The organism is Modestobacter sp. SYSU DS0657 (assembly GCF_054050925.1).
In genome coordinates, this window is sequence record NZ_JBJHAG010000001.1 from 158,111 (window position 1) to 174,377 (window position 16,267).

Here is a 16,267-nt window from a genome sequence, read left to right on the forward strand (position 1 = left end):
GCCGCGGGGCCCCGGGGCACTCACTGCGGCGGCAGGCCGACCGAGTGGGTGTCCATGAACTCGCGGATGCCCTCGATGCCCAGCTCGCGGCCCATTCCGCTGCCGTCGAAGCCACCGAAGGGAGCGCGCTCGTCGAGCACGCCGGCACCGTGGGAGTTCACGAACGTGTAGCCGGTGCGCAGCCGGGCGCCCACCGCGGCGGCGCGGTCCCGGTCGCCGGTCCACACCGAGGAGCACAGGCCCGACCAGGTGTCGTTGGCCCGGGCGATCGCGTCCTCCTCGTCGTCGAAGGGCAGGATCGGGATGGTCGGCCCGAACTGCTCCTCGACCACGATGCGGGCGTCGTCGCTGGGGTCGAGCACGATGGAGGGCCGCAGGAAGTTGCCGCGGGAGGTGTCCGCACCCGGGGCCGGCTCACCGAACTCGCGCACCTCGTAGCCGGCGGAGCGGGCGGAGCGGGCGGAGTCGACCAGCTCCTGCACGTACTCCTTCTGCTTGGGGCTGTGCAGCGGGCCCATGTTCACGCCCTCGTCGAGCCCGTGGCCCAACCGGACGCCGGACAGCGCCGCGGACAGGCCCTCGACGACCTCGTCGTAGCGGGAGCGGTGCACGTAGATCCGCTTGGCCGCCATGCAGATCTGGCCGGTGGAGTCGAACGTGCCGCTGTACAGCTTCTGGAAGGCGTCCTCGTCGAGCACGGCGTCGGCCAGGATCAGCGCGGGGTCGTTGCCGCCCAGCTCGAGCGCCACGCGGGTCAGCGACTCGCTGGCCATCGCCATGATCCGCTTGCCGCCGCCGGGGCTGCCGGTGAAGCACACCTTCTTCACCCGGTCGTCCTGGATCAGCGCCGCGCCGATCTCGGCGTCGGCGCCGGTGACCACGTTGAGCACGCCCGGCGGCAGCAGCTCGGCGACCTGCTGCACGGTGCGCACGGTGGCCAGCGGGCAGGACGGCGGCGGCTTGACCACCACGGTGTTGCCGGCGAGCAGCGCCTGGGGCAGCGAGGCGGCGAGGATCGCCAGCGGCCAGTTGAACGGCACGATGATCGTCACGACGCCCAGCGGCAGGTACGAGATGCGCAGGTCGGTCGGCGGCGCGGGCAGCTCGACGACCCGGTCGACCTCGTCGACCAGCGCGGTGGCCAGGCCGAAGCGGTGGGCGAACACGATGGAGTCGATGAAGGACTCCATCCGGATCTTGCCGTTCTCCCGGGTGAGCACCTCGGCCGTCGCCGGCCGGTCGGCCTCCAGCGGCGCGAGGGCGGCGGTGATCAGCTCGGCGCGTTCGGCCGGGGTGCGGGCGGCCCAGGCCGGGAAGGCGCGGTGCGCGGCGGCGACGGCCTGCTCGGCCTGCTTGGCGCTGGCGGCCGCGGCGTAGCCGACGATCGAGACGCCGTCGGCGGGGTCGATGACCTGGAGTGAGTCGTCGGCGGTGTGCACCTCGCCGTTGATGAAGAGGTTTGTGGTGATCTCGGGCAGGTCTGCGAGGGACGGCACGGATGCTCCCGGGGGTCGGCGGTGACCAGGGCCGGTACGTACGGCCCGGGGTGGTTCGCCGTCCACCGTAGGCAGGCCGACGGCTCGACGGAAGGCGGATCGGACAGCTGTCCGCAACTCGTCACCCGGCGGCGGGCCCGGCTACGTCATCCGTCTCGGTGGTACCGGTGCCCGATCCCGGCGGGTCCGCCGCCCGTGGGACGGATGACGTAGGGCGATCGCGCCCGGGCGCGCGCGACAGCCGTTGTCGTTCCGGGTTGCATCACAGCAGCAGGCGTCCACCGGTCGCGACCGGTGCACGGCCCACCCGCGTCGAGAGGAGCACGGCCCGTGTCCGCCAGCACCAGCACGTGGTCCGCGGCGCCGTGCGCGACGGTCCTGGCGCGCTCCGCCGGCACGCTCGCCGCGGGCGGCGGCCACAGCGTCGCCGGACATGACGTCGCCGGCCATGACGTCGCCGGCCATGACGTCCCCGGGCAGTTCCTCCCCGGCCCCGCCGCGGGGTGACCGACCGGTGGCGGACCCCCGCGGGGTGACACCCCGTCCTGCCCCGATGCCCGACCTGCCACGCTCTGGTCGTACGGCCGCACCGGTGCGGCCGGACCCGAGCTGGGGGTGGGTGGCGATGGGCGCAGGGACGGTGGCGCAGGAGCGGACGGCGCAGGAGCTGCTGGTCGCCCTGGTCGAGGTGTCCGCCGACGGTCTCGGCGTGCTCGACCCCGAGGGTCGGCTGGTGCGGGTCAACCGCGCCGGGCGGGTCATCCTCGGGCTGGCCGACGGTGACCTGCCGCCGGGGTTCGTCCCCTTCGGCACCTCGGCCGCCGGCCTCGGGGTGCCCGACGGCAGCGGCGCGCTGCAGGCGGTCACCACCGCGGACGGCCGTCGACGCACGCTCGAGTACCGGCTGACCACGCTGCCCGACGGGCACGCCGCCGTCTGGTTCAGCGACGTCACCGACGAGCTGCGCCAGCAGGACCGGCTGACCGCCATCACCCGCGCCGCGGCCCGCGTGGCCGGCGTCCGCTCGCTGCGGACGACCCTGGACGCGGTGGCCCAGGAGGTGGTGCGGACCGCCCAGCTGGGCGCGGTGCAGATCTTCGCCCTGGACGACCCGCGGGCCGAGGTGCGGGTGCTGGGCATGGCCGGCTTCGGGGACGCCGCGGACTTCACCGAGCGGTTGTCGGCGGTCCGCCGGCTGGGGGCCCACGTCCGCTTCATGGACGCCTTCGCCACCGGCCGGCCGGTGGTGGTCCGGCACCGCAAGCCGGTGATCATGGCCGACCCCCGCTGGGCGCCGCTGCACGCGGTGATGGACACCCCCGAGTGGGACAGCTTCGCCTCGGTCCCGCTGGTGGTGGGGGGGCGCACCGTCGGCGTCATGAACGCGTACTACAAGCCGGGGGAGGACCCCAGCGCCAGTTCGCTGGCCTTCCTCGAGGCGATGGCCGACCAGGCCGCGGTCGCCATCCACATCGCGGCGCTGCTGGCCCACACCCGGTCGGAGGCGGAGTCCGACGAGCGCCGCCGGCTGGCCCGGGACCTGCACGACTCGGTGGTCCAGCAGCTGTTCTCCATGCGGCTCCAGGCCGGCGCGCTGCGCGCCCAGCTGGACGCCGGGGACGCCGGGCCGGCCGGGGTGCGGGCCGCCGCCGGCGAGCTGGCCGAGCTGGCGCAGAGCGCCCTGGCCGACCTGCGCGGGCTGGTCTTCGAGCTGCGGCCGCTGGAGCTGGCCGACCGGGGCCTGGTCGAGGCGGTGCGCGCGCACGCCGACAGCGTCGAGGTGCGGACCGGTCTGGTGATCGAGGTGCTCGCCGAGGGCGACGTCGAGCCCGCCTGGGAGCTGACGGTGCAGGAGGACGTCTACCGCGTGGTGCAGGAGGCGCTGCACAACGTGGTGAAGCACGCGCAGGCCTCCGCGGTGGAGGTCCGCTTCGCCCTCGACCCGGCGGAGCACTGCCTGGTGGTGACCGTCCTGGACGACGGGCGCGGTGCGGCGGAGGTGCCGGCCGGCCCCACGCTCGGGCTGGTGTCGATGCGCGAGCGGGCCGAGCGGTGGGGCGGGCGCTGCACCGCCGGACCACGCGACGGTGGCGGCTGGCAGGTGCGGCTCACGCTGCCGTTGGTCGAGCAGGGACGAGAGCGGACCCAGGGAGGGCTGGACCGGTGAGCGAGCAGGAGCAGGGGGGCCAGGAGGCCGGTGCGCCGGCGACGGGGGTGATCCGGCTGATGGTCGTCGACGACCACGCCGTCGTCCGGCGCGGGATCCTCGCCTACGTCGACGCGGTTCCCGCCCTCGAGGTGATCGCCGAGGCCGGCGACGGGCAGGACGCGCTGGCCCAGCTGACCCAGCGGCAGACCACCGGTGCGCCGCTGCCCGACGTCGTCCTGATGGACCTGCAGATGCCGCGGATGGGGGGCATCGAGGCCACCGAGGCGATCGCGCGGGTGCACCCGGGCGTCGCGGTGGTGGTGCTGACCAGCTTCGGTGAGGTGGAGCGGGTGCACGCGGCCCTGGCCGCCGGCGCCTCCGGGTACGTGCTCAAGGACGCCGAGCCGACCGAGGTGGTCGCCGCGGTGCGGGCGGCGGCGGCGGGGGAGGTGCACCTGGACTCCGCGGTCGCCCGCCAGCTGACCCGGCGGATGTCCGGGCCGCAGGTGGGGCTGGCCGCGCTGACCACCCGGGAGCGGGAGATCCTGGTGCTGGTGGCGCAGGGCCACTCGAACCGGGAGATCGCCGACCGGCTGGTGATCAGCGAGCGCACCGCCCGCACGCACGTGAGCAACGTGCTCTCCAAGCTGCAGCTGACCTCCCGCACCCAGGCCGCGCTGCTCGCCATCCGCGACGGGCTCATCCCACCGCCCAGCTGACGCCGACGGGATGACTGCGACGGGATGACTGCGACGGATGGCGCTGCGACGGATGACGCTGCGACGGATGACGTAGCCGGCACCTGTCGCACTGCCCGGTCACGAGCTGACCGCCGACGGATACCGCCGGAGGCCTCGCAGGCCTAGCGTGGACGTGTCACCGGTCACTCCCGACGGCGGCACCCCGAACCGAGGAGCGCGCGCACCCGATGCCCGACAACCCGTCCGTGCTGGTGATCAGCGCCCACTCGGCCGACTTCGTCTGGCGGGCGGGGGGAGCCATCGCCCTCTCGGCCCAGCGCGGCGCGTCGGTCCACGTGCTCTGCCTGAGCTTCGGCGAGCGCGGTGAGTCGCAGGGGCTGTGGGCCAAGGAGGGGATGACCCTCCAGGGGGTCAAGGACGCCCGGCGGGCCGAGGCCACCGAGGCCGCGGGGCTGCTCGGTGCCAGCATCGACTTCCTGGACCTCGGCGACTACCCGCTGCGGGTCGACGAGGCCGCGCAGGACCGGATCGTCGGGGTGATGCGCGAGCGGCTGCCCGACGTGCTCCTCACCCACGTGGCCAACGACCCGTACAACCGCGACCACAACCTGGCGCACGAGACGACGCTGCTCACCCGGATGGTCGCCCAGGCGCACGGGCACGACCCGGGCGCGACGCCACTGGGGGCCGCGCAGGTGCTGCAGTTCGAGCCGCACCAGCCCGAGGTCTGCGGGTTCGTCCCCGAGCTGCTGCTGGACATCACCCCGGTGTTCGAGCTCAAGAGCAAGGCGATGCAGTGCATGGGCGGCGGGCAGGGGCACCTGGTCGACTACTACACCCAGCTCGGCACCCGGCGCGGCGTGCAGGCCCGGCGCAACGGCGCCCCGAAGGGCGTCACCCAGGCCGAGGCCTTCCAGCGCACCTTCCCGACGGTGGGGAACCAGCTGTGGTGAGCCGGCACGTCATCGTCACCGACACCCCGCGCCCGGACGCCGACGCCGTGGCGGTGCTGGCGAAGGCCGGGGTGGCCACCGCGCACGAGGCGATGGGCCGGCGCGGCCTCACCCACCCGGTGCTGCGCCCGATCTACCCCGGCGCCCGGATCGCCGGCCGCGCCGTCACGGTGCTCAGCCAGCCCGGGGACAACCTGATGATCCACGCCAGCATCGAGCAGTGCGGCCCCGGTGACGTGCTGGTGGTGGCCACGACCTCGCCGTCGACCGACGGCATGTTCGGCGAGCTGTTCGCCACCCAGCTGGCCACCCGCGGCGTGCTCGGCCTGGTCATCGACGCCGGTGTCCGGGACGTCGCCGACCTGACCGCGATGGGCTTCCCGGTGTGGTCCCGGGCGGTCTCCGCGCAGGGCACGGTCAAGGCCACGCCCGGGTCGGTGAACGTGCCGGTCGTCGCCGCCGGCGCGCTGGTGCGCCCCGGTGACGTGATCGTCGCCGACGACGACGGCGTGCTCGTCGTCCCGCGCGCCGACGCGCCCGTCGTGGCCGAGGCCTCCACCGCGCGGGAGGCCAACGAGCAGGCCAAGCGCGAGCAGTTCCAGGCCGGGGTGCTCGGCCTCGACGTCTACGGCATGCGCGAGAAGCTGGCCGCCCTGGGCGTCACCTACGTCCCCGCGAGCGAGCTGGAGGAGCGGGCATGAGCACCTTCGTCCTCGTGCACGGCGCCTGGCACGGCGGCTGGTGCTGGGACCGGGTCGCGCCGCTGCTGCGCGCCGCCGGCCACGAGGTGCACGCCCCCACGCTCACCGGGCTCTCCGAGCGGGCGCACCTGCTCTCGCCCCAGGTCGGGCTGGACACCCACACCGAGGACGTCGTCCGGCTGATCGAGGTGCTGGACCTGCGCGACGTCGTGCTCGTCGGGCACAGCTACGCCGGCCACGTGATCAGCATGGTCGCCGACCGGGTGCCCGAGCGCATCCGCCGGCGGGTGTTCCTCGACGCCTTCGTGGGGTCCGACGGGGAGACCGCGGTCTCGCTGCAGCCGGAGACGGTGGCCCACCACTGGGCGGAGTCGGCGGCCGAGCAGGGCTTCGGTTGGCTGGTCCCGGTGCGGAAGCTGTCGGTGCTCGGGGTGACCGAGCAGGCCGACGTCGACTGGCTGACCCCGCGGCTGACCGCGCACCCGTGGAAGACCTACACCGACCCGCTGCGGCTCTCCGGTGCCGCTGACGGGGTGCCGGCCGCGTTCATCGAGTGCGTCAGCTGGATGCGGGTGTTCCAGTCGCAGGCCGACCGGGCACGGGAACGTGGCTGGCCGGTGCACGAGCTGGAGACCGGGCACGAGGCGATGGTGACCGCGCCGAAGGCGCTGGCCGACGTGCTGCACGAGCTGGCCTGAGCGGGGAGGAGACCTGCAGATGGAGTTCCTGGTCCGGTCGGAGAACCGGTTGCCCGCCGACTTCCCGCCCGAGCGGCGGGCTGAGCTGCGCGCCGGTGAGCGGGCGCGCGCGGTCGAGCTGCGCGAGGCGGGCGTGCTCAAGCGGCTGTGGCGGGTGCCCGGCCGCAACGCCACCGTCGGCCTCTACGAGGCGGCCGACCCGGCCGAGCTGCACGACGCACTGATGTCGCTGCCCATGGCCCCCTGGCTCGACGTGCACGTCGAGGCGCTGGCCACCCACCCGCAGGAGCGCACGTGAGCGGCACCGGCACCAGGCACGGCACGGACACCAGCAGGGAGCACGGCCGACGGGCGAGGAGGCCCTCATGACCACCGAACAGACCAGCGCACCACCGCGGTCGAAGATCGACGTGCCGGGCACGCCCATCTTCGACGGCGCCACCAGCCGGCGCGGGTTCAAGATGAACAAGCTGTTCATGAGCCTGCGCACCAAGGAGGCCCGGGACCGCTTCCTGTCCGACGAGCCGGCCTACTGCGCGGAGTTCGGGCTCACCCCCGAGCAGACGCGCGCGGTCACCGAGCGGGACTGGCAGGCGATGATCGACCTCGGCGGCAGCATCTTCTACGTCTACAAGCTCGCCATGATGGACGGGCGTTCCATGCAGTACCTCGGCGGTGTGTTCACCGGGATGACCGAGGACGAGTTCAAGGCGGCGCTCGCCGCGGGAGGGCGGTCCTGATGGCCGAGGTGATCTGGGGGCTGGCGACCTCGCACGTGCCGTCCATCGGCGCGGCGATGGACCGGGACAAGACCCAGGACGACAACTGGAAGCCGCTGTTCGACGGCTACCAGCCGGCCCGTGAGTGGCTGGCCGAGCACAAGCCCGACGTGGCGATCGTGATCTACAACGACCACGCCAACGGCATCGACCTGGACATCGTGCCGACCTTCGGCATCGGCACCGCCGAGCGCTACCCGGTCGCCGACGAGGGCTTCGGCCAGCGGCCGGTGCCCGAGGTGGTCGGCCACCCCGACCTCTCCCTGCACCTGCTGGAGAACCTGGTCGACGAGGGCTTCGACCTCACGGTCTTCCAGGAGCTGGAGGTCGACCACGGCCTGACCGTGCCGCTGTCGGTGTGGACTCCGGACCCGGGGGAGGCGTGGCCGTGCCCGGTCGTGCCGCTGCTGGTCAACGTCATCCAGTACCCGCAGCCGACCGCGGCGCGCTGCTACGCGCTGGGCAAGGCGCTGGGCCGGGCGATCCGCAGCTTCCCCGAGGACATCACGGTCGGGGTGCTGGGCACCGGTGGCATGTCCCACCAGCTGGCCGGTGCGCGGGCGGGGTTCATCAACTCCGACTTCGACCGGCAGTTCCTGGAGGAGATCCAGACCGACCCGGAGAAGCTGGCGGCGCTGTCCCGCGAGGACTACGTGCGGCTCGCCGGCTCCGAGGGCATCGAGATGATCATGTGGCTGATCATGCGCGGTGCGCTGGACGACGACATCACGCGGGTGCACGACACCTACTTCGTGGCGGCGTCGAACACCGCGGCGGCGCTGGCGCTCTTCGAGAACAAGGTGCTCCAGCCCGCCTGACGTCCGCGGCGCGCCCGTCGCGCCCCACGACACCGAGCCCGGTCCCGCGTCGCGGGGCCGGGCTCCGTCGCGTGCGGGCTGGGGTGCGTGCGGAGTCGAGGTCGGGTGCCGGGTCACCGGCGCCATGAGCTCGACCGCCGCGGACACGCGGCGGTCGCCCGAGATTGGTCGACGCCGATCCATTGACTTCCCCCGAAGTGGTGAGCTTCACTTCGGTCGGCGCGGTACCGGAAAGTTTCGATAACCGCCCGGGATCCATCCGGAAGCACAGTGGCTGCGCGATCCATCCCGAGGAGAACACGAGCACATGAGACAACGACGTCTGGTCGGCGGAGCAGCGATGCTCGGCCTGGTGGCGGGGGCCGGCGTGGTCGCCGCGCCCGCGGCCACCGCCGCACCGACCACGGTGCACACCACCGGCTTCGAGACCGGCACCGACGGCTGGTTCGGCCGCGGCGCCGCGCAGGTGGCGGTCAGCACCGAGGAGGCCCGTACGGGCGAGGCGAGCCTGGCGGTCACCGGCCGCGGCGACACCTGGCACGGCCCGGGCCTGGACGCCCGGTCGTTCATGCCGGCCGGGCGCTACACCATCGAGGGGTGGGTCAAGCTGCCCGCGGGGTCGGGCAGCGACCTGGTCACGCTGAGCGTCGCGCGCACGCCCGAGGGCGGCTCCACGGCCTACGACTCGGTGGCCTGGCAGGTCGCGGTGTCCGACAGCAGCTGGACGAAGGTGAGCGGCACCTACGAGTTCGCCACCGCCAGCAGCCAGCTGGAGCCGTACTTCGAGAGCCCCGACGCCTCCCAGGCCTTCTTCCTCGACGACGTGTCCATCGTCGGCGAGGCGGCCACGCCGCAGGAGCCGGGCACGCTGGCCCCGCTGGCCACGGACTTCGAGGACGGGTTGCAGGGCTGGGGCCCGCGCGGTGACGCCCGGGTCGAGCGCACGACCTCCGACGCCCACAGCGGCTCGGCCAGCCTGCTGGCCACCAACCGGCTGCAGAACTGGCAGGGCCCGACCGTCGACGTCACCCGCAACCTGGCCGTCGGCCAGACCGTGCAGGTGACCGTCTGGGCCAAGCTGGCGCCCGGCGAGGGCTCGGCGTCGCTGCGCGCCTCGATCCAGCGCAACCGCGGCACGCAGACCAACTACGAGAACATCGGCGGCGCCAGCGCGGTCGTCACCGACGCCGAGTGGACCCGGCTGCGTGGCACCTACACCCTCGGGGCGCCGATCGACTCGGCGCAGCTGTACGTCGAGGGCGACGCGAACACGAGCTTCCTGATCGACGACGTCACCGTCGCCCCGTTCGCCGAGACGCCGATCCAGGACGTCCCGGCGCTGCAGGACGTGCTCGGCGACCAGGGCTTCGAGCACGTCGGCGTGGCCATCGACTCCCGGGAGACCGTGGGCCGGGCCGCCCAGCTGGTGACCAAGCACTACGGCGCCATCACGCCGGAGAACGACGGGAAGCCCGAGGTCGTGCAGCCCACCGAGGGGAACTTCGACTTCACCAACCTCGACCGGCTGCTGGACTTCGCCGACGCCAACGACGTCGACGTGTACGGCCACGTGCTCGCCTGGCACTCGCAGACCCCGGCCTGGTTCTTCAAGGACGGCGACCGCGACCTGACCAGCAGCCCCGCCGACCAGGCCCTGTTGCGGGCCCGGCTGGAGGCGCACATCAAGGGGATCGCCGACCACATCGACGCCCGGTACCCCGACGGCAACAGCCCGATCTGGGCCTGGGACGTGGTCAACGAGGTCATCAACGACGGCGCCAACGCCAACCCGCACGACATGCGCGACAGCCGCTGGTTCCAGGTGCTCGGCGAGCAGTTCGTCGACGAGGCGTTCCGGCTCGCCGACCGGTACTTCCCGGACGCCGCACTGTTCATCAACGACTACAACACCGAGATGCCGGAGAAGCGGGCCGACTACCTCGAGCTGGTCCGCAGCCTCATCGAGCGCGGCGTGCCGATCGACGGCGTCGGCCACCAGGTGCACGTGGACTTCGCCCGCCCGGTGCAGTGGGTGGGCGACTCCCTCGCCGGTGTGGAACGGCTCAGCGCCGAGACCGGCCGCCCGCTGCTGCAGGCGATCACCGAGCTGGACGTGAGCGACTCCAAGGAGAACAACGGCGCCGACGTCAGCAACGGCACGGTTCCGCAGCACGCGCCGGCCTACGCCGACGACGCCGCGGCCGCCGCCGAGCTGGGCTACTACTGGCGTGACCTGTTCTCGGTGTTCCGCGAGCACTCCGGGTCGATCGAGTCGGTGACCGTGTGGGGCATCAGCAACGCCCGGAGCTGGCTGCGCACCTGGCCGGCGGCCCGGCCGTGGGAGCAGCCGACGCCGTTCGACGACGACCTGCAGGTCACCCCGGCCTACTGGGGCATCGTCGACCCGAGCCGGCTGCCGGCCCGCCCGGCGGACGTCTCGCCGCCGCGGATCGCGGCGAAGGACCCGGTCCAGGCCACCTCCACCGGCGTCGACGGTGCCCAGGTGACCTACACGCCGCCGGTCACCGGGGACACCCGGGACGGCGCGATCGTGCCGACCTGCGACACGCCCTCGGGCGCGCTGTTCCCGATCGGCACCACGACGGTCACCTGCACCGCCGCCGACGCGGCCGGGAACGTGGCCACGCCGGGGACCTTCGACGTGGTGGTCACCCCACCGGCCACCACGACCCGGCTCTACCAGCAGATCAACCACGGGCCGGTCGTCCGGGCGAACGTCAAGCAGACCGTCCAGCTGGTCGTGCAGTTCGGCAACAAGGGCACGGGCGTGCTGCTGGGCGACAGCTTCCAGTACTCCTGCGCTCAGACGTCCGGCCCGGCGATGACGCTGCAGCTGGCCCCCGGGTCGGCCCGGCAGGTCGGCAACCGCGACTACCCGGCCGGCCAGAACGCCAACTTCACCCTGCGCGGCAACCCCACGCAGGTCGGAACGGCGGCGTTCGACTGCACCCTGTCGATGACCGACTCCTTCGGGGCGCCGGTGACCGCGACCACCTCGGTCGCCATCGACGTCCGGAAGTGACCACCCGGGCCTGAGGGCCCACCGCACGCAGCCGGCCCCCGTCCCCTCAGGTGGACGGGGGCCGGTCGCGTTCGCGCGTAGCGGTCAGCGGCGCCGCCCCCGGCGGAACCAGGCCAGCGGACCGATCCAGCCCACCGCGATGACGAGCGCCCACCGGGCCTTGCCGCCGTTCACCTCGGCGGCCGGCCGGGTGGCCAGGTCGGCCCACGCGGTGGCGGCCAGGGACAGCTGGACGGAGGCCAGGGCGAGGACGAGGGCCTGCTGGCGTGGGGTGAGGTCCGCCCAGGGCGGGATGCGGGTCACCGGACCCGTCCCTCGAGCAGGCAGGTGGCCCCGGCGACGTGCGTCCGACTGCCGGACACGTGCGCCCGCAGCTCGGCCAGGACGTCGTGCTGACCGTGCGGGACGGCGGCCAGCACGGTGCGCCGGGGATGCAGGGCGGCGTGCTCGAAGACCGACCGGGCGAGCTCGGTCCGCACCCGCGGGGGTGTCGCCTGGGCCAGCCAGAACTCCAGCCGCACCCCGGCCTCGTCCTCGTGCACCTCCACGTGGGCGACCGGCCGGCCGCTGCCGGCCAGGGCTGTCACGCCGTGCTCGTCGTGCTCGAACCGGAAGACGCTCGCCGGGTCGGTCATGTCCCCTCCTGGGCGGTCGCGGTGGCGGGCTCCCGCCAGCATCCGCCGTCGGCGCGGCCGCCGGCGAGGGACCAAGGACCCGGTCCACCGGTCCCGCGCCGCTCGGGACCTTGGGCCCGTGCCCCGTGCGGTCGGCAGCCTCTAGCGTGGGAGGCCGGCGCGCCCGGAGACCCCGGTGCGGGAGAGGCAGGCAGCTGGTGACCACGGACGCGGCGACCACCCCGGTGCGGGTGTTCCTGCTCGACGACCACGAGATCGTCCGGCGCGGTGTCGCCGACGTGCTGGAGACCGACCCGGGCATCACCGTGGTCGGCGAGGCGAAGAACGCGGCGGAGGCGCTGGCCCGGGTACCGGCGCTGCGCCCCGACGTCGCGGTGCTGGACGTGCGGCTGCCCGACGGCGACGGGGTCAGCGTCTGCCGCGAGCTGCGGTCGAAGATGCCCGACCTCAAGGTCATCATGCTGACCAGCTACAGCGACGACGAGGCGCTCTTCGAGGCGATCATGGCGGGCGCATCGGGCTACCTGCTGAAGCAGATCCTCGGTCAGGACCTGGTCTCCGGGGTGCGCACGGTGGCCGGGGGCGGGTCGCTGCTGGACCCCACCGCCGCCGCGGCCGTGATGGAGCGCATGCGCCGGGCCGCCGAGCCGACCGGCCCGCTGGCCAAGCTCAGCGACCAGGAGCGGGCCGTGCTGGAGCTCATCGGCGAGGGGCTCACCAACCGGCAGATCGGCGAGCGGATGTTCCTGGCCGAGAAGACCGTGAAGAACTACGTGTCCCACCTGCTGGCCAAGCTCGGGCTGGAGCGCCGCACGCAGGCGGCGATCCTCGCCACCGAGCTGCGCGGCGGGTCGGGGTCGGCGCGGCTCCGCTGATCCCCCCGCCCCTCGTCCGGTGCCGGTCAGGCGCCGGCCAGGGGGGCGGTGGCGGCCGGGACCGCGGCCCCCAGCGAGATGCGCCGGCCGCGGAGGAGGGTCATGCCGATCGCCACGTAGCAGGGGTCGTCGGCCGGCGCCCAGGCCCGGGCGCCGGTCGCGTCGAGCGCCGCCACCTCCGCGGGGTCGCTGATCAGCCGGGAGGCGCCCACGACGGTGACGTTCCACCCGGTGCGGTCGGCCGGGTCGTGCTCGTCGACCTCGAAGGCGACGACCGCACCCCGGCTCGCGGCGGCCACCTTGCTGCCGCGGCGGGTGGGGATGATGATCTCCGCCCCCACGACGGCGAAGGAGACCGGCTGGATCGCCGGCAGCGCCCCTTCGGTGTAGGCGATCCGCCCGATGGCGGAGGTCTCCAGGAGCCGCCGGCACTCCGCGTCGGTGAGCACCTCGAGCACACGGTCGGTCACGGGTTCCTCCATCGCGCGGGTCGGTCGACTGTGCCGGGCACAACCGTCTGCCGTTCCACTGTGCCCCGCCGGGCGGCGCGGCACCCGGGTCCTAGGTCCTGACCTGCCCGGCCGGCGGCCGGAGCCGTCAGCCGTGGCCGGGGACCGGCAGCGGTGCGCACCAGCGCAGCCGGGTGCCGCCCTCGGGCAGCGCCGCCACGTCGCTGTCCCCACCCCACCGGCGGGCCCGCTCCTGCATGTTGCGCAGGCCGCTGCGGGCCACGGTGGTGTCGATGCCCCGCCCGTCGTCGAGCACCTCGAGCACCACCTCGTCGGCGACGTCCAGCGTCACGGTCACGTGCCGGGCGCCGGAGTGCCGGGCGGCGTTGCTGACGCCCTCCCGCACCACGGCCTCGACGTCGACCGCCAGCTCCCCGGTGACCAGGTTGTCGACCGCACCGGACATCCGCACCGTCGGGTGCAGGCCGTCGCCGGTGCCCTCGGTGACGATGTCCAGCACCCGCCGGCGGAGGCTGTCGGCGTGCTCGGCGTCGTCTGTGGTGTGCAGGTCGAAGATCGTGGTGCGGATGTCGCGGACCGTCTCGTCCAGCTGGTCGATCACCCCGCGCAGGCGCTGCTGCACGGCGGGGTCGCGGACCCGGCCGGTGGCCGCCTGCAGGCTCAGCCCCGCGGCGAACAGCCGCTGGATCACGTGGTCGTGCAGGTCCCGGGCGATCCGGTCGCGGTCCTCGTAGACGTCGAGCTGGCGGGCCACCTGCTGGCGCACCGCCATGTCCAGGGCCAGGGCGACCTGGTCGGCGAAGGAGCTGATCAACGGGCCCAGCGTCGGGTCGAAGGGGTCGCGCCCACCCCGTCGGCAGGCGATCAGCACCGCGGTCTGGCTGTCGACCCCGCGCAGCGGGACGGCGATGACCGGCCCCCAGGGCGGCTGCGCGGCCGGACCGGCGGGGTCGAGCCCCGAGAGGTCCAGGGTGACCACGCCGTCGGCCTGCGCCACCGCGGCCAGCACGGGGCTGTCGGCCAGCCGCAGGGTGGTGCCGCCGAGGTCGGCGAGCCCCTCGCCGCGCTGGGCCTGCACCTCGAAGCGGTCGCCGCCGTCGGCGGTGCGGACCAGCCAGGCGTCGTCGGCGTCGGTGAGCTCGGCGACCCGGTCGACCACCAGCTGGAAGGACGCCTCGGGGGAGAGGCCGCCGAGCAGTGCGGCGCGGACGTCGGCCACGGCGGTCAGCCAGCGCCGGCGGACCTCGCCCTCGGCGTAGAGCCGGGCGTTGTCGATCGCGATGCCGGCGGCGCCGGCGAGTGCGGTGAGCACCGCCTCGTCCTCGGCGGTGAAGGCGCCGTCGCGCTTCTCGGTCATGTAGAGGTTGCCGAACACCTCGCCCCTGACCAGCACCGGGACGCCGAGGAAGCTGCGCATCGGTGGGTGGTGCGGTGGCATGCCCACCGAGGCCGGATGGGTGCTCAGATCGGTGATCCGAAGCGGGTGCGGATCGGTGATCAGCTGCCCGAGCACGCCCTTGCCCTCGGGGAGGTGCCCCATCCGGGCCGCCAGCTCCTCGTCGATCCCGACGGTGATGAAGGCGCCGAGCCCACCGCTGGACCGCAGCACCCCCAGCGCGCCGTACCGCGCGTCGACCAGCCCGGTGGCCGCTTCGACGATCTGGCGGAGGGTGGCGTCCAGGTCCAGGCCGCTGGAGACGCTGAGGAAGGCGTCGAGCAGGTCCTGCACCCGCTCCTGCGAGCGGGCGACGGCGGCGAGCCGCTCCTGCACCTCACCGAGCAGCTCGGTCAGCCGCATGCCGGCCAGCGGCGAGGGGGCGGCCGGTGCGGGATCGGTGTCGGGGCGGGGCGCGCGGCTGCTCATCGCGCCCAGATTGGCACTGCTCCCACAGGGAGGGAAGCCCGGCATGCCGGCGCGGCGCGCGGCCGGCGGCCGGCGAGGACCGCGGTGCGCAGCACGACCTAGCAGTGCCGGGAGGTGGGGGTCCACGGGCGCAGCCCCCAGCGGTCCAGCCGGTCGACCTGGCGCGGGTCCTGCGCCAGGTGCGAGGGGCCTACGGCGGTCACGTCCCGAGCGAGGTGGCGCTCCAGGTGAGGCCGACCGCGCCGACGACGACGAGTGCCGCGGACCCGGCCGCCGCGCGCAGCACGTCGGCGGCGGTGCCGTCGACCAGGGTGGCGCGGACCTGGCCGGCGGGCAGCCGGCCCGCCAGCGAGGTGCGCAGCCGGTGCAGGTCGGCGTCCGCCGACCGGCGGGCGGCGGCGCGGGCGTCGGCGTCGGCCGGCAGCCCGGCCGGCTGCCGCGCCGGCCAGCTGAACGCCCGGACGAGGTGGAGCGGCGCACCACGGCGGGCGGCCTCGGTGGCGGCGGCGCGCGCCGCCTCGGTGGCGGGGAGGGAGCCATCGACCCCGACGACGACGGGGGCGACGGGGGCGGGGGACTGGTCGGTCATGGCTGCTCCAGGGCGGGCGTGCGGGGTGTGGTCCGATCGTGCGGCGTCCGCCGCCGCCCGCCCCGGGGCGAGGGTCCCCGGTCGGGATGCCCTAGCGCCCGCCCCTGGCTCGACGACGACGGCGATGACCCCCGGGACCGTCCGGGCCAGGGTGGACAGCCCCCGGTCCAGCACCTCGGGATCACCCGTTCCGTCGCCACTCGCGGGACGGCGCTGCCCGGCTCGGCGCACGGTGACGACCCCGTCGGCGGCCCTCACCGACCAGCCGTCACCCTCCCCGGTGTAGGCCTCGACCAGCCGCTGCACGTCGCCGGCGACCTCGTCGTCGGACCGCACGAGCGTGCGCAGCAGGTCGCGTCGGCTGAGGATGCCGACCAGCCGCTCGCCGGCGGCTCCCTCCCTCGCGGAGCTCCCATGCTCGTGCAGGGCGGCGGTGCCCGCCAGGGCCGGACGCCTGCGCTCGGGGGACCACAGCCGGTGTCCAGCAGGCACGATC

17 protein-coding genes are annotated in these 16,267 nt (G+C 74.3%); 11 read left to right on the forward strand and 6 right to left on the reverse strand.

Going from position 1 to position 16,267, the window contains the following annotated elements:
• Positions 1–20: 20 nt before the first annotated feature.
• Positions 21–1,496: an aldehyde dehydrogenase family protein gene (locus ACI79A_RS00840; RefSeq protein WP_457078917.1), complete on the reverse strand. Its 1,476-nt coding sequence runs from the start codon at positions 1,494–1,496 to the stop codon at positions 21–23.
• 330 nt (positions 1,497–1,826) lie between these two features.
• On the opposite strand from ACI79A_RS00840, the gene ACI79A_RS00845 reads away from it, so the two are divergent.
• The 10 genes from ACI79A_RS00845 (at position 1,827) to ACI79A_RS00890 (ending at position 11,338) form a co-directional block, all read left to right on the forward strand.
• Positions 1,827–2,003, forward strand: a complete 177-nt coding sequence (locus ACI79A_RS00845) for a hypothetical protein (RefSeq protein WP_457078919.1) — start codon at positions 1,827–1,829, stop codon at positions 2,001–2,003.
• 118 nt (positions 2,004–2,121) lie between these two features.
• Complete coding sequence (locus ACI79A_RS00850) at positions 2,122–3,663, forward strand: GAF domain-containing protein (protein ID WP_457078921.1); 1,542 nt, start codon at positions 2,122–2,124, stop codon at positions 3,661–3,663.
• Positions 3,660–4,364, forward strand: coding sequence for a response regulator transcription factor (locus ACI79A_RS00855; protein WP_457078923.1), 705 nt, complete (start codon positions 3,660–3,662; stop codon positions 4,362–4,364). The genes ACI79A_RS00850 and ACI79A_RS00855 overlap by 4 nt, the downstream gene beginning before the upstream one ends.
• Before the next feature lie 209 nt (positions 4,365–4,573).
• Positions 4,574–5,299, forward strand: a complete 726-nt coding sequence (locus ACI79A_RS00860; protein ID WP_457078926.1) for a PIG-L deacetylase family protein — start codon at positions 4,574–4,576, stop codon at positions 5,297–5,299.
• Positions 5,296–6,000, forward strand: coding sequence for a 4-carboxy-4-hydroxy-2-oxoadipate aldolase/oxaloacetate decarboxylase (locus ACI79A_RS00865; RefSeq protein WP_457078928.1), 705 nt, complete (start codon positions 5,296–5,298; stop codon positions 5,998–6,000). Before ACI79A_RS00860 ends, ACI79A_RS00865 begins: the two co-directional genes overlap by 4 nt.
• Complete coding sequence (locus ACI79A_RS00870) at positions 5,997–6,698, forward strand: alpha/beta fold hydrolase (RefSeq protein WP_457078930.1); 702 nt, start codon at positions 5,997–5,999, stop codon at positions 6,696–6,698. The genes ACI79A_RS00865 and ACI79A_RS00870 overlap by 4 nt, the downstream gene beginning before the upstream one ends.
• 19 nt (positions 6,699–6,717) lie before the next feature.
• Positions 6,718–6,996, forward strand: coding sequence for a muconolactone Delta-isomerase family protein (locus ACI79A_RS00875; RefSeq protein WP_153361195.1), 279 nt, complete (start codon positions 6,718–6,720; stop codon positions 6,994–6,996).
• Between the two features lie 67 nt (positions 6,997–7,063).
• Positions 7,064–7,438, forward strand: coding sequence for a protocatechuate 4,5-dioxygenase subunit alpha (ligA, locus tag ACI79A_RS00880; protein WP_457078933.1), 375 nt, complete (start codon positions 7,064–7,066; stop codon positions 7,436–7,438).
• Complete coding sequence (locus ACI79A_RS00885) at positions 7,438–8,295, forward strand: class III extradiol dioxygenase family protein (protein WP_457078935.1); 858 nt, start codon at positions 7,438–7,440, stop codon at positions 8,293–8,295. The genes ligA and ACI79A_RS00885 overlap by 1 nt, the downstream gene beginning before the upstream one ends.
• Before the next feature lie 307 nt (positions 8,296–8,602).
• Positions 8,603–11,338, forward strand: coding sequence for an endo-1,4-beta-xylanase (locus ACI79A_RS00890; protein WP_457078937.1), 2,736 nt, complete (start codon positions 8,603–8,605; stop codon positions 11,336–11,338).
• 84 nt (positions 11,339–11,422) lie between these two features.
• Here ACI79A_RS00890 and ACI79A_RS00895 read toward each other — a convergent pair whose 3' ends face one another.
• Positions 11,423–11,641 (reverse strand): hypothetical protein, encoded by a 219-nt coding sequence (locus ACI79A_RS00895; RefSeq protein ID WP_457078939.1) that lies wholly within the window; start codon positions 11,639–11,641, stop codon positions 11,423–11,425.
• On the reverse strand, positions 11,638–11,973 hold the full coding sequence (locus ACI79A_RS00900; protein ID WP_457078941.1) for a hypothetical protein: 336 nt from the start codon (positions 11,971–11,973) through the stop codon (positions 11,638–11,640). Before ACI79A_RS00900 ends, ACI79A_RS00895 begins: the two co-directional genes overlap by 4 nt.
• A gap of 197 nt (positions 11,974–12,170) precedes the next feature.
• Here ACI79A_RS00900 and ACI79A_RS00905 point away from each other — a divergent pair, with 197 nt between their 5' ends.
• Entirely contained in the window at positions 12,171–12,848 is a 678-nt protein-coding gene (locus ACI79A_RS00905; RefSeq protein ID WP_457078943.1) for a response regulator, read from the forward strand.
• Between the two features lie 26 nt (positions 12,849–12,874).
• Here ACI79A_RS00905 and ACI79A_RS00910 read toward each other — a convergent pair whose 3' ends face one another.
• From ACI79A_RS00910 to ACI79A_RS00920, 3 genes are all read right to left on the reverse strand, one after another.
• A complete protein-coding gene (locus ACI79A_RS00910; RefSeq protein ID WP_457078945.1) occupies positions 12,875–13,318 on the reverse strand; it encodes a pyridoxamine 5'-phosphate oxidase family protein in 444 nt (147 codons plus the stop codon).
• Between the two features lie 127 nt (positions 13,319–13,445).
• A complete protein-coding gene (locus ACI79A_RS00915) occupies positions 13,446–15,182 on the reverse strand; it encodes a GAF domain-containing protein (RefSeq protein WP_457078947.1) in 1,737 nt (578 codons plus the stop codon).
• 199 nt (positions 15,183–15,381) lie between these two features.
• Positions 15,382–16,263: a universal stress protein gene (locus ACI79A_RS00920; RefSeq protein ID WP_457078949.1), complete on the reverse strand. Its 882-nt coding sequence runs from the start codon at positions 16,261–16,263 to the stop codon at positions 15,382–15,384.
• Positions 16,264–16,267 lie beyond the last annotated feature (4 nt).